This window comes from Escherichia sp. Marseille-Q3837, from assembly GCF_916618735.1.
In the GTDB taxonomy this organism is placed as follows: Bacteria; Pseudomonadota; Gammaproteobacteria; order Enterobacterales; family Enterobacteriaceae; genus Escherichia; species Escherichia ruysiae.
Genome location: NZ_CAKAKC010000001.1, coordinates 3,006,090 through 3,018,630, shown reverse-complemented (window position 1 = coordinate 3,018,630; position 12,541 = coordinate 3,006,090). Strand labels below are relative to the sequence as shown.

12 protein-coding genes are annotated in these 12,541 nt (G+C 49.0%); 2 read left to right on the top strand and 10 right to left on the bottom strand.

Annotation, left to right across the window (positions count from 1 at the left end; genetic code table 11):
* Positions 1–45: 45 nt before the first annotated feature.
* The 3 genes from lapB to pgpB all read right to left on the bottom strand — a co-directional run bounded on the left by lapB (position 46) and on the right by pgpB (position 2,443).
* Complete coding sequence (gene lapB / locus LG381_RS14415; RefSeq protein WP_105280527.1) at positions 46–1,215, bottom strand: lipopolysaccharide assembly protein LapB; 1,170 nt, start codon at positions 1,213–1,215, stop codon at positions 46–48.
* A gap of 6 nt (positions 1,216–1,221) precedes the next feature.
* The gene (gene lapA, locus LG381_RS14410) at positions 1,222–1,530 is read right to left on the bottom strand and encodes a lipopolysaccharide assembly protein LapA (protein WP_000876289.1); all 309 of its coding nucleotides are present in this window, start codon (positions 1,528–1,530) and stop codon (positions 1,222–1,224) included.
* A 148-nt stretch (positions 1,531–1,678) separates the two neighbouring features.
* The gene (gene pgpB / locus LG381_RS14405) at positions 1,679–2,443 is read right to left on the bottom strand and encodes a phosphatidylglycerophosphatase B (RefSeq protein ID WP_225762566.1); all 765 of its coding nucleotides are present in this window, start codon (positions 2,441–2,443) and stop codon (positions 1,679–1,681) included.
* Between the two features lie 169 nt (positions 2,444–2,612).
* Between pgpB and ribA the strand changes: the two genes are divergently transcribed.
* Positions 2,613–3,203, top strand: coding sequence for a GTP cyclohydrolase II (gene ribA / locus LG381_RS14400; RefSeq protein WP_001176295.1), 591 nt, complete (start codon positions 2,613–2,615; stop codon positions 3,201–3,203).
* 63 nt (positions 3,204–3,266) lie between these two features.
* On the opposite strand, the gene acnA is transcribed toward ribA, so the two are convergent.
* The 6 genes from acnA to topA all read right to left on the bottom strand — a co-directional run bounded on the left by acnA (position 3,267) and on the right by topA (position 10,731).
* Positions 3,267–5,942: an aconitate hydratase AcnA gene (gene acnA, locus LG381_RS14395; RefSeq protein ID WP_225762565.1), complete on the bottom strand. Its 2,676-nt coding sequence runs from the start codon at positions 5,940–5,942 to the stop codon at positions 3,267–3,269.
* A gap of 163 nt (positions 5,943–6,105) precedes the next feature.
* The gene (gene ymiC, locus LG381_RS14390; protein ID WP_016158389.1) at positions 6,106–6,201 is read right to left on the bottom strand and encodes a small membrane protein YmiC; all 96 of its coding nucleotides are present in this window, start codon (positions 6,199–6,201) and stop codon (positions 6,106–6,108) included.
* 116 nt (positions 6,202–6,317) lie between these two features.
* Positions 6,318–6,488: a hypothetical protein gene (locus LG381_RS14385; protein ID WP_000261429.1), complete on the bottom strand. Its 171-nt coding sequence runs from the start codon at positions 6,486–6,488 to the stop codon at positions 6,318–6,320.
* A gap of 3 nt (positions 6,489–6,491) precedes the next feature.
* Positions 6,492–6,632 (bottom strand): YmiA family putative membrane protein, encoded by a 141-nt coding sequence (locus tag LG381_RS14380; RefSeq protein WP_001234284.1) that lies wholly within the window; start codon positions 6,630–6,632, stop codon positions 6,492–6,494.
* Positions 6,633–6,950: 318 nt separating this feature from the next.
* A complete protein-coding gene (cysB, locus tag LG381_RS14375) occupies positions 6,951–7,925 on the bottom strand; it encodes an HTH-type transcriptional regulator CysB (RefSeq protein ID WP_000776255.1) in 975 nt (324 codons plus the stop codon).
* A gap of 208 nt (positions 7,926–8,133) precedes the next feature.
* Positions 8,134–10,731 (bottom strand): type I DNA topoisomerase, encoded by a 2,598-nt coding sequence (gene topA, locus LG381_RS14370; RefSeq protein WP_024212414.1) that lies wholly within the window; start codon positions 10,729–10,731, stop codon positions 8,134–8,136.
* Positions 10,732–11,110: 379 nt separating this feature from the next.
* On the opposite strand from topA, the gene LG381_RS14365 reads away from it, so the two are divergent.
* Entirely contained in the window at positions 11,111–11,362 is a 252-nt protein-coding gene (locus LG381_RS14365) for a YciN family protein (protein WP_001031530.1), read from the top strand.
* A gap of 35 nt (positions 11,363–11,397) precedes the next feature.
* Here LG381_RS14365 and sohB read toward each other — a convergent pair whose 3' ends face one another.
* Positions 11,398–12,447: a protease SohB gene (sohB, locus tag LG381_RS14360; RefSeq protein ID WP_000422074.1), complete on the bottom strand. Its 1,050-nt coding sequence runs from the start codon at positions 12,445–12,447 to the stop codon at positions 11,398–11,400.
* Between the last annotated feature and the right edge of the window lie 94 nt (positions 12,448–12,541).

Sequence of the window (12,541 nt, the reverse complement as noted above, 5' to 3'; positions counted from 1 at the left end):
GTAACAATAAGGATGTTGTAACTAAAGTTGGATTTTTTTTAGAAGTTACAGTCCATCAAGGCCGCGAATGGGTTTAATGGTTGACCAGGCCCGACATGATGGACAATGCCAGTAGAGCGTATATGCGGTAAAACCACACTTCTGGCAACGATAACGCGGCTTACTACGCACCTTCTCACCAACCATGTCACGCAGCACCATCAGGCTCTCTTTAGCGCGCCCTTCTTCTGCTTCATTCAGGTGGTAATCCATTAACTTGTGGAACACGCGCATGGTCGGGTGACGTTGTAGTTGGCGCGTAATATAGACCTGAGCGGCATCACTGCCCTCGCGCGCTTCGATGATGTCTGCAAGCATCAACTCAGCATCGGCACCGGTGTTCTCTTCCACCGCGCGCTGCAGGAACTCTGCCCATTCGGAAGTTTTACCCAGTTGCTGATAGCAGGTTTGCAGCATTTCCAGCGTTTCGCTGACCAGTTCTCTGTCCTGGGAAATGACGCGTTGCAGGCTTTCGACCGCTTTGGCGTATTCTCCTTTCGCCATAAACACACGTCCCATCATGATGGATACGCGGGCGCTGTTTTTATCTGCCGCCGCCCCTTTTCTCAACAAGGTCATAGCGCGATCAAGATCGTCGCTGGCCATATGCTGGAGCGCCAGTTCACAGTAGAAATGGGCAATCTCGACGCGTTGCTTATCTTTGCCCAGCTTCACCAGGCGTTCTGCAACATCAATTGCTTTCTGCCATTCACTGGTAGACTGATAGATTTGTAACAGCTGTTGCAATGCGCCAACACGGAAGTCAGTTTCATCGGTCAGTTGATTAAACATATCTTCCGCGCGATCGTATAAACCCGCCGCCATGTAATCACGCCCCAGTTGTTGAATTGCCAGCAAGCGTTGCTCATAAGTCAACGAGGCACTTTCCATTAAGGTTTGATGAATACGAATCGCGCGATCGACTTCGCCACGCGAACGGAACAGATTTCCGAGCGTAAGATGGGCTTCAACGGTGCCAGTGTCCTCTTTGAGCATATCGAGGAACAGATCAACCGCTTTATCCTGTTGATTACTAAGCAGGAAGTTAACCCCTGCAACGTAATCGCGTGACAGGCGGTTGGCTTCATCTTGCTTGTTTTGTTGCGCACTTCTGCGGCCCATATACCAGCCATAGGCAGCGGCTACAGGCAAGAGCAGAAACAACAACTCCAGCATAGAAAGTTATTCCTTCGCCACTGACGAATCAGGCGCTACCGTCACGCCAGTCGCAGGTGAAAGCTGGTTTTCCAGTCGCTTTATTTTACGTTCAGCGCGCGCCAGAGAAACACGAACTCGCAGCCAGAACAGGCCACAAATCAACCAACCGATAGCAAAACCCGCAGCAAACAATACCGCCAGCAAAGTAGAGATACGATACTCCCCTTGCGCTAACAGATAATTAAATGTTACCTGTTGATCATTCTGCGCACCTAATGTGACGGAAATCACAAAAATCGCTAACACCAGTAAGAAAATGAGTAAATATTTCACATTACTTCCCGTTATGTGGTTAGAGCGAATAAATTATGGTCAACTTACCGCAATAGCCCTTTAAATTACCATTTTCACGACGTCTGCGAAATGGTAGCCACAATCATTGTTGATGATTTGAGGGTTAAATTCAGAAATTCAACCAGTATTAACTTTCTTGTTCTCGTTGCGCTATCTCACGATTTTCTTCCGGTGGTGGTGTTAATGGCCCACAAATACGTTGTGCAAGCCAGGTTGCTACCGCGACCAGCGTCCACGAAATCAACGTAGCCACCACCAGATCGCGCGGCCAATGCATCCCAAGCAACAGGCGGCTTCCCATGACTCCCGTTGCCCAAACCAGCAAGAGTGCAATGGTTACGGTTCGCCGACGCGGCCATAACAGCCCAACGGCCAGCAGAGCCCAACTGGCAGCAAACATTGTGTGACCAGAAGGAAAGGCAAAACCGGTCTCTTTCTGCCAATGAGTTCGCAAATATTGCGGGATATTTTTCTCTTCAGCCAACTGTTCTTTCACTAAATTTCCGCGCTCTGCACGCTTTAAAGTGTAGAACTCATCAACCGGAATATGATGTGTTTTTTCCAGCCAGATAACAAACGGGCGCGGTTCCTGAACTTTGTCTTTAATCCAGGATTTTACCGCTTGTCCGACCAGGATCGCCGTAGCCAGTATGGCAAACAACATAATTGCCGCTTTGATCCGAAAACGCAGGCACCAAAGGAACCAGCCGAATAAAATCAGATGCGTAATAACGCCCCAGGGCTGAGTGACAGTTTCAGTGACCCAAAAAGCCGCCTTTAACACCCCATTCTGCTCTCCTGGTTGCCAACGCCAGCCAGAAATCCATACCGCTACAGGCATGATAAGTAATAGTGCAGCTCCAACTGCGGTACGTCTGGCAATCGAACGCATGGTCTCTCCTTTCTTATAATTCTCACAATCATAACTGAAAATGCCCTGACCTGGAAAAATTGACAGATTTGTGCCATTCAGTGAACGATCGACGCGTCGTGATTAGGTGAACGCCTTCGCGTTATGGCAAAATAAGCCAATACAGAACCAGCATTATCTGGAGAATTTCATGCAGCTTAAACGTGTGGCAGAAGCCAAACTGCCAACCCCATGGGGCGATTTCCTGATGGTGGGATTTGAAGAACTGGCAACCGGACACGATCATGTCGCGCTAGTCTATGGCGATATTTCCGGGCATACCCCGGTACTTGCGCGCGTCCATTCCGAATGTCTGACCGGTGACGCCCTGTTCAGCTTGCGCTGCGATTGTGGCTTCCAGCTGGAAGCGGCGCTGACGCAAATCGCCGAAGAAGGCCGTGGTATTTTGCTGTATCACCGCCAGGAAGGTCGTAACATTGGTCTGCTGAATAAAATTCGCGCTTACGCATTGCAGGATCAAGGTTACGACACCGTAGAGGCTAACCACCAGTTAGGCTTCGCTGCAGATGAGCGCGACTTCACTCTTTGCGCTGATATGTTCAAACTCCTTGGTGTCAATGAAGTCCGTTTGTTAACCAATAACCCGAAAAAAGTCGAAATTCTGACCGAAGCCGGGATTAATATTGTTGAACGCGTGCCGTTGATTGTTGGTCGTAACCCCAATAACGAACATTATCTCGATACCAAAGCCGAGAAAATGGGGCATTTGCTGAACAAATAACCCACTTACGTTGTAAAGTTAATTTGCTTGCCGGTTATCTTACTTCCGGCAAGCAAATACTCGTTACTTCAACATATTACGAATAACGTAATGCAAAATACCGTCGTTCTGGTAATAGGTTAATTCCGTCGCGGTGTCGATGCGACAACGGCACGGCACAACTTCCTGGCTACCATCAGCACGCGTCAGCGTCACCGGAACCGTCGCGCCCGGTTGTAGATTTTGCAGATCGACAATATCAATCTTCTCTTCCCCGGTCAGCCCTAATGTTTTACGCGTCACGCCTTGCGGAAATTCCAGCGGCAGAATGCCCATGCCAATTAAATTCGAGCGGTGAATTCGTTCAAACGATTCGGCAATCACGGCACGAATACCAAGCAGACGCGGACCTTTTGCCGCCCAGTCACGGCTGGAGCCAGAACCATATTCTTTACCGGCAATCACCGCCAGGGGCGTTTTCTCCTGCTTATAGCGCATCGCTGCATCATAAATAGAAACGACATCGCTGGCAGGTAAATGCCGCGTCATTCCACCTTCAACACCGGGCACCATTTCGTTACGAATGCGAATATTGGCGAATGTGCCGCGCATCATCACCTCATGGTTACCGCGCCGCGAACCGTAGGAGTTAAAGTCTTTCCGCTCAACACCTCGACCTTGTAGATATCGACCCGCCGGACTGTCGGGCTTAATACTGCCCGCCGGAGAGATATGGTCAGTGGTGACTGAATCCCCCAGCATTGCGAGGATCCGCGCACCGTGAATATCTTCCACAGGTGCTGGTGTTGCCTGCATTTCATCAAAGAACGGCGATAAGCGAATATAGGTCGAATCATCCTGCCAACCGTAGGTATCGGATCGCGCAACGTTAATTTCTTTCCACTCAGCTGTCCCTTCGAAAACTTCTGCGTACTCTTTACGGAACATCTCTGTAGAGACCTGTTCTACTGCGCGGGCAATTTCTTGTGCCGATGGCCAGATATCTTTCAGATATACCGGATCGCCTTTACGATCATGGCCGATAGGCTCTGAAGCCAGGTTGATATTCATATTTCCCGCCAGCGCATAGGCAACCACCAACGGCGGCGAAGCCAGCCAGTTGGTTTTAACCAGCGGATGAATACGGCCTTCAAAGTTACGGTTGCCGGACAGCACCGCACCAACGGTTAAATCGCCTTTTTTGATTGCAGTTTCGATAGGATCGGGCAACGGACCAGAGTTACCAATACAGGTGGTACAGCCATATCCCACAAGGTTGAAGCCAAGTTCATCGAGATACGGAGTCAGTTTGGCTTTTGCCAGATAATCAGAAACCACTTTCGAACCCGGTGCCAGCGACGCTTTGACCCACGGTTGCCGCTTCAGGCCCAGAGTTACGGCTTTTTTAGCCAGCAAGCCTGCGGCCATCAGTACACTTGGATTAGAGGTGTTGGTACATGACGTGATGGCAGCAATAACCACTGCGCCATCAGGCAACTGATACTGATGTCCGTTCATAACATAATCGACCGGTTGGCGATCTTTATGCGTGGCATTCACTTCCAGTTCGTTACTGGCGGCAAAAGCTTTTGGTACATCGGGCAGTGCAACGCGATCCTGTGGGCGTTTTGGCCCCGCCAGACTCGCTTCAACGTCATTCATGTCCAGTTCTAACGTACTGGTAAAAATCGGTTCATCGCCTGGGTTACGCCACATACCCTGCGCTTTAGCATATTTTTCGACCAGCTCGACCTGATCTTCACTGCGCCCGCTTAAACGCATGTAATCGAGGGTGACCGCATCGATTGGGAAGAAGCCGCAGGTCGCGCCATATTCTGGCGACATATTGGCAATGGTGGCGCGATCTGCCAGCGGCAGCGAATCCAGCCCATCACCATAAAATTCGACGAATTTCCCCACCACGCCATGTTTGCGCAGCATTTGGGTAACAGTGAGAACCAGGTCTGTGGCGGTGATACCTTCACGTAATTTTCCGGTAAGTTTAAAGCCCACAACATCCGGGATAAGCATGGAAACCGGCTGGCCTAACATTGCGGCTTCTGCTTCGATCCCACCAACGCCCCACCCCAGCACGCCAAGGCCGTTGATCATCGTAGTGTGTGAGTCGGTGCCGACGAGCGTATCCGGATAAGCAATCCATTCACCATCCTGCAATTCGCTCCACACTGCTTTGCCGAGATATTCGAGGTTAACCTGATGGCAAATCCCTGTACCTGGCGGCACAACGCTAAAACGGCTGAAGGCCTGCTGTCCCCATTTCAGGAATACATAACGTTCGTGGTTTCGCTCCATTTCCAGACGCACGTTTTCCTCGAATGCCTCATCATCGCCAAAACGATCGACGGTCACCGAATGGTCAATTACCAGATCGACCGGTGAGAGTGGATTCACTTTCGCGGTATCGCCGCCGAGACGTTTTACCGCTTCTCGCATCGCCGCAAGATCCACGACAGCGGGCACGCCGGTAAAGTCCTGCATTAACACTCTTGCCGGGCGGTAGGCAATTTCACGGTCAGCATGGGCATTTTTCAACCAGCCCGCCAGCGCGTGGAGATCCTCTTCGATAACCGAGTTACCATCCTGCCAGCGGAGCAGGTTTTCGAGCAGAACTTTGAGTGACTTAGGCAGGCGGGTGATATCGCCCAGTGATTTAGCAGCAAGTGGCAGGCTGTAGTAATGGTAAGTTTTATCTTTGGCCTGCAACGTGTCCTTACTGGCTTCTCGTAGGGTTGACGACATAGCTCCTCCTTAATAACAGGGTTGCGATGCCCTGATTCTCTTCAGGGTGAATATTAAAGATAACACAAACATTGCGTAACGATTTGATAACAACCCAAATTGATAAAAGAGGAGAAATCTTGCGGATAAGAAAAGAAAAACCTCGCCACAGCGAGGTCAGAGATTAGTGAGCAACTATCCAGATGAGTTCAACCCAGAAGAGCATCGACAGAGAAAATGCGCCCATCCAGGACCAATATTTCATATTTGTGGTGATCATAGGCTACACCCCTCACTTGTTATTACTTTCTGTTGAAATTATTCAACCTTTTATTGCTGTGGTGTATTAAAAACCGTTTAATTCACGAATATATCGGATAATAAGAATGATGATAATTATTGTTTCTGCTGCTCATCTTCAGCAAACATCTCTATAAACGCTTGCTGTTGCGACGTCAGTTTCCAGCCATCCGGAATAACGACTGAACATTCCCGTTTCGTTTCCGTTTCATTGTCACTATGCTGAGACAGTGGCAAAGCAATCTGATGCTGCTCCTGAACGACCATGCTTTACCCCCACACTTTCCAAATTAGCAGTGCGACAAGCACCCAGAAGAGCGCAGAACCAAGAAATACCGCAAGCCAGGCTTTGCGTTTCAATTCAGGGTCCCTGCGGGGTTCCTGATTTCCAGAAGGCATTGCTAACCTCATATAATCGCCATCACTTATCAGTAATACGCTAAACGATTGGTATAATTAATCAACTGATGAGACAAATCCTAATGAAACTTTAGCCAAAAATCCAGCTAATTTACGAATCGTCTCCAGTGAATAATTCAATCTTTTGACCTGAAATAGATATTTGAAGGCTGGAGTTTGCGAGGCAGGTAATTAGACACTACTTTACGTCCAATTTACCATAAAGATTTCAGGGATAATTATATTGTGAGCGGTGTACAAATAAGAAAGAACAAAGGATATATTCCGGCACCCCGAAAACATAAAAGGTGCCGGAAATAATGCAGGTAATTATTTTTCCGGCAATTTGATATCTTTAAACATGATCTCAATTTCTTCATTGGAACGCAGTGCTACGGCGGCATCAACGACATCGCGGGTTAAATGCGGCGCAAAACGCTGAATGAAATCATACATATAACTGCGCAAAAACGTACTGCGACGAAAACCAATTTTGGTTGTGCTATGGCTGAAAATGTCATGCGCATCAACACGAACCAGGTCAGGGTCAGAAACCGGGTCCACCGCCATGCTGGCAATTACCCCAACACCCAGCCCTAAGCGGACGTAAGTTTTAATCACGTCAGCATCGGTAGCCGTGAAAACAATACGCGGCGTCAACCCTGCGCGGTTAAAGGCGGTATCCAGCTCGGAGCGTCCGGTAAAACCGAAGGTATACGTCACCAACGGATACTGCGCCAGTTCTTCAATGGTAATTGCTTTTTTGCCCGCCAGCGGATGGTCAGGTGTCACCACAATAGCCCGATTCCAGTGATAGCATGGCAGCATCACCAAATCTTCATACAAATGAAGTGCTTCCGTGGCGATAGCGAAATCGGCATTACCTTTAGAGACGGCATCGGCGATTTGTGTCGGCGATCCCTGATGCATATGCAAAGAAACGCGAGGATAACGCTCAATGAAACCTTTGATGACATTCGGTAATGCATAGCGCGCCTGAGTATGCGTGGTGGCGATATACAGCGAGCCTTTATCAGGCCAGGTATGCTCTCCGGCGACCGATTTAATAGCATCAACTTTCGACAGAACTTCACGAGCGATACGAATTATTTCCTGCCCGGCTGGAGTAACCTGCGTCAAATGCTTACCGCTACGGGAAAAAATTTGAATACCCAGCTCATCTTCCAGCATTCTGACTTGCTTACTGATCCCAGGTTGTGATGTGTAAAGTCCTTCAGCCGTTGATGAGACGTTCAGGTTATGATTGACGACCTCAACAATATAGCGAAGTTGTTGTAATTTCATGTTAAACCATCCAATTAGACGCCATCAGAACATCGTTTTTTCGTCACTCCTGACGGGTGACTAATACGATTTAATAATAAAAAAGGTGCTAACTATAACCACTATATCATTTATAGCTTTAGTGTATAGGTGTGGAGATAAAATAATATGCAATAAAAAAGGGTCGCTTTTGCGACCCTTTGTTTTAAAAACCAGAAAGAATTAAAGGTTATTTTTTCCCTTCAACCCATTTGCCATCAACATAAAATGCTGACCAGCCAGTTGCCTTTCCGTCTTTTTCCGAAGAGACATATTGCTGCCTGGTTTTCCGGCTAAAACGAACCATTGTCTTATTACCTTCTGGATCTTGCTGTGGCGCATCAGCCAGATAACGCAATTTTTCTGGTAAACGGTCGCGGAAGCGATAAAGCTCTTCCACCAGCGGCGCACGCGTTTCACGTGATTTCGGGAAAGTATTGGCCGCCAGGAACACACCGGCAGCGCCGTCACGCAACACGAAATAAGCATCCGATTTTTCGCACGGTAATTCTGGCAGCGGAACCGGATCTTCTTTCGGCGGCGCGACTTCACCGTTACGTAAAATCTTACGTGTGTTTTTACACTCTTCATTGGTGCAAGCCATGTACTTACCGAAACGCCCCATTTTCAGGTGCATTTCAGAACCACATTTTTCACACTCAACGATCGGGCCGTCATAACCTTTAATACGGAATTCGCCCTCTTCGATCTCGTAACCGTCGCAGGTTGGATTATTACCACAGACATGCAACTTACGTTTTGGATCGATGAGATAGCTGTCCATCGCTGTACCGCATTTCGGGCAACGACGTTTGGCGCGCAGCGCGTTGGTTTCAGCGTCTTCGCCTTCCAGCACGTTAAGCACTTCGTTTTCCGGCACCAGGTTGATGGTGGTTTTGCAACGCTCTTTCGGCGACAGCGCATAACCGGAACAGCCCAGGAATACCCCGGTGCTGGCGGTGCGAATCCCCATTTTTCGACCACAGGTCGGGCAGTCAATGCTGGTCAGAACCATCTGGTTCGGGCGCATACCGCCCTCTTCCGGATCTTTTTCCGCTTTATCAAGCTGCTGAGTGAAATCAGAGAAGAAGTGATCCAGTACAGCTTTCCACTCTGCTTCGTGATTTGCCACCTGGTCGAGGCTGTTTTCCATCTGCGCGGTAAAGTCGTAATTCATTAACTCGCGGAAATTTTCTTCCAGGCGATCAGTAACGATCTCACCCATTTTTTCCGCATAGAAGCGACGGTTTTCCACACGCACATAGCCGCGATCCTGAATGGTCGAAATGATCGACGCATAGGTAGACGGACGACCGATCCCGCGTTTTTCCAGTTCTTTAACCAGTGAAGCTTCGCTAAAACGGGCTGGCGGCTTGGTAAAGTGCTGCGCAGGCGTCAGTTCAACAAGCGACAGGGAGTCACCTTTATCGACAGCCGGTAAAATACGATCTTCATCGCCTTTACGCAGCGCAGGCATTACTTTCGTCCAGCCATCGAAACGCAGAATACGACCGCGCGCTTTCAGGCGGAAGTCACCCGCGCCAACGGTCAGCGTGGTGGAGTCATATTTCGCTGGGGTCATTTGACAGGCAACAAACTGACGCCAGATTAACTGGTACAGTTTCTGCGCATCTGCTTCCATATCTTTCAGCGATTCCGCCATCACATTGACATCTGAAGGACGAATCGCTTCGTGCGCTTCCTGTGAGTTTTCTTTGCTGGCGTATTGGTTCGGGCTTTCCGGCAGATATTTATTACCAAAATTATCGCTGATATAACCGCGAACCATGTTTACCGCGTCCTGACTCAGGTTAGTGGAGTCGGTACGCATGTAAGTGATATAGCCAGCTTCATACAGACGCTGCGCCATCATCATGGTTTTTTTCACACCAAAACCAAGACGGGTGCTGGCAGCTTGTTGCAGCGTAGAGGTAATAAAAGGAGCGCCTGGTTTACTGGTTGTCGGTTTGTCTTCACGTTCCAGCACGCTGTAGCGCGCTTTTTCAAGCAGACTTACCGCAGCCTGAGTTTGTTCTTTGTTGACCGGGCGGAACGGTTTATCGTTCTGATGAGTCACCTGCAAAGCCAACGCTTCACCAGACGGCGTAGTCGTACTGGCATCGACTTCCCAGAATTCTTCCGGCACGAACGCTTTAATTTCACGCTCACGCTCAACCACCAGGCGAACCGCTACGGATTGCACACGCCCGGCGGAAAGACCGCGAGCGATCTTTTTCCATAGCAGCGGCGAAACCATATAACCCACGACGCGATCCATAAAGCGACGCGCCTGCTGGGCATTAACACGATCAATATTCAGTTCGCCGGGTTTGTTGAACGCCTGGCGGATCGCGTTTTTAGTAATTTCGTTAAACACCACTCGGCTATAGCGAGCTTCATCACCCCCAATCACTTCCCGCAGGTGCCATGCAATGGCTTCCCCTTCGCGGTCAAGGTCGGTTGCGAGATAGATGTGGTCGGCTTTTTCAGCCAGTTGTTTCAGTTCAGAGACGACCTTCTCTTTACCAGGCAACACTTCATAGTGCGCCTCCCAATTGTGCCACGGGTCAACCCCCATACGGTTGACGAGAGCGCCACGTTCATCCTTTTTAGGCTTTTTAGCCGTTTTGGTGGAGGTAGAGTCGGCACTCTTTTTAGCAGCTGAGCCACTGGTCGGCAAATCGCGGATGTGACCGACACTGGATTTCACCACGTAGTCACTACCCAGATACTTGTTGATCGTTTTGGCTTTTGCCGGGGACTCAACGATGACAAGAGCTTTACCCATATTCACCTTACCTAATTTGATTCTTCCAGGAATGCGTCGCACATTGATAAACCTTCCACTGGCAACGAGTTACCGATATGGACTCGCTCTCTGCGGATATCAACCCCTTGTCGTGACTCTGTTCACGAAAATTCCGGTGACTGAGTTAACAGGTCTTGGCCTACAGGCGCTATAGCACGACGGAATTTTGGTCGAATGTCAAGCAAATCTATTGCCAGATTGACGAAAGCGTCACACTGTACCTGATAAAATCCGTTACGCAACTTTATTAGCATGCAAAATCCAAAGTTGCCAGTAAGGCGCTCCTGACGCCAGCGTGGTATATTTGTCCGCATGCCATGCCTGGCGTAGACTAATGTCCTTGTTTAAGGAGTAAATAATGAACAAAGAGACACAACCCATCGACCGCGAAACGCTGTTGAAAGAGGCCAACAAAATCATTCGTGAGCATGAGGACACACTCGCAGGAATTGAAGCCACCGGCGTCACGCAGCGTAATGGCGTGCTGGTGTTTACTGGCGATTACTTTTTAGATGAGCAAGGGCTGCCGACAGCGAAAAGCACTGCTGTGTTTAATATGTTCAAACACCTGGCACACGTGCTCTCGGAAAAATATCATCTGGTAGATTAAAGCAAAACGCGAGGCCTGAACCTCGCGTTTGTCTTTTACATCAAAGGCTTTTGCCCACGCTGCCACCAGCGTAGCAACAATCGGTCGACGCTCTCTGCCGCACTGCCGGTAAACCGATCGATTAACCGTTTACGCTGCATATAACGCACATTGACCACTTCTCGACCGTCCATCAGATTAAGAATCACTTCATCACTGGTGTTGATTTCGTCAACCAGGCCTTTCTCTACCGCCTGTTGCCCGTACCAGTGTTCACCGGTAGCCACCTCTTCAATATCCAGAGACGGACGCATACGTTTTACAAAATCTTTAAATAGCTGATGTGTTTCGTTCAGTTCTTCGCGGAATTTTTCGCGCCCTTCTTCAGTATTTTCACCCAGCAATGTCAGCGTGCGCTTATATTGCCCGGCAGTATGCAGTTCAATATCAATATCTTTACTTTTCAGGAAGCGGTTAAAGTTGGGCATTTGCGCTACCACACCGATGGAACCAACAATGGCAAACGGCGCAGAAACAATTTTGTCCGCCACACAGGCCATCATGTACCCGCCGCTGGCAGCCACTTTGTCTACCGTAACGGTTAAAGGAATGTTTTTATCGCGCAGACGCCGCAATTGTGAGGCTGCCAGGCCATAACCATGAACCATACCGCCGGGGCTTTCCAGACGCAAAACAACCTGATCCCGTGGCTTAAATGCCGCGAGTACTGCGGTTATCTCTTCACGTAATGAGTTAACTTCATGCGCGTCCATGCTGCCTTTGAAATCCAGTACCCAGACGCGGGGTTTACTGTCAGTCACCACCTCACCCAGTTTGGCTTTTGCTTTCGCTGCTTTCGCTTCTTGCTTGTGCTTTTTCTTCTGCGCTTTGTGCCACTGCTTTTGCTGATGCGGATCCATCAGAGCTGCTGCCAGTTCTTCTTTCATCTCCTTATATTGTTCGCTGAGATTGTTAACCCGTAACTCGCCACGCTGGCGTTTATTACGTTGCGCAACATTGACAATAATGGCGGCAACAGCCGCAATCGCCACAACAACAGTGACAATTTTCGCCAAAAACAAACCATATTCAGACAACAATTCCACGAGTCCCACCTTGGTTAAACAACGCTTTGCCTCACAGTTTACAACAGGCACGTTAAGCCGTCTCGCAGAGATATTCTTGACGAGAAAGTATGAC

Excerpts from the sequence above, each read along its gene's own strand:
- LG381_RS14365 (WP_001031530.1), top strand. The coding sequence starts at position 11,111 with ATGAACAAAGAGACACAACCCATCGACCGCGAAACGCTGTTGAAAGAG.
- ribA (WP_001176295.1), top strand. The coding sequence starts at position 2,613 with ATGCAGCTTAAACGTGTGGCAGAAGCCAAACTGCCAACCCCATGGGGC.
- cysB (WP_000776255.1), bottom strand. The coding sequence starts at position 7,925 with ATGAAATTACAACAACTTCGCTATATTGTTGAGGTCGTCAATCATAAC.
- acnA (WP_225762565.1), bottom strand. The coding sequence starts at position 5,942 with ATGTCGTCAACCCTACGAGAAGCCAGTAAGGACACGTTGCAGGCCAAA.
- topA (WP_024212414.1), bottom strand. The coding sequence starts at position 10,731 with ATGGGTAAAGCTCTTGTCATCGTTGAGTCCCCGGCAAAAGCCAAAACG.
- lapB (WP_105280527.1), bottom strand. The coding sequence starts at position 1,215 with ATGCTGGAGTTGTTGTTTCTGCTCTTGCCTGTAGCCGCTGCCTATGGC.
- LG381_RS14380 (WP_001234284.1), bottom strand. The coding sequence starts at position 6,632 with ATGAGGTTAGCAATGCCTTCTGGAAATCAGGAACCCCGCAGGGACCCT.
- ymiC (WP_016158389.1), bottom strand. The coding sequence starts at position 6,201 with ATGATCACCACAAATATGAAATATTGGTCCTGGATGGGCGCATTTTCT.
- LG381_RS14385 (WP_000261429.1), bottom strand. The coding sequence starts at position 6,488 with ATGGTCGTTCAGGAGCAGCATCAGATTGCTTTGCCACTGTCTCAGCAT.
- pgpB (WP_225762566.1), bottom strand. The coding sequence starts at position 2,443 with ATGCGTTCGATTGCCAGACGTACCGCAGTTGGAGCTGCACTATTACTT.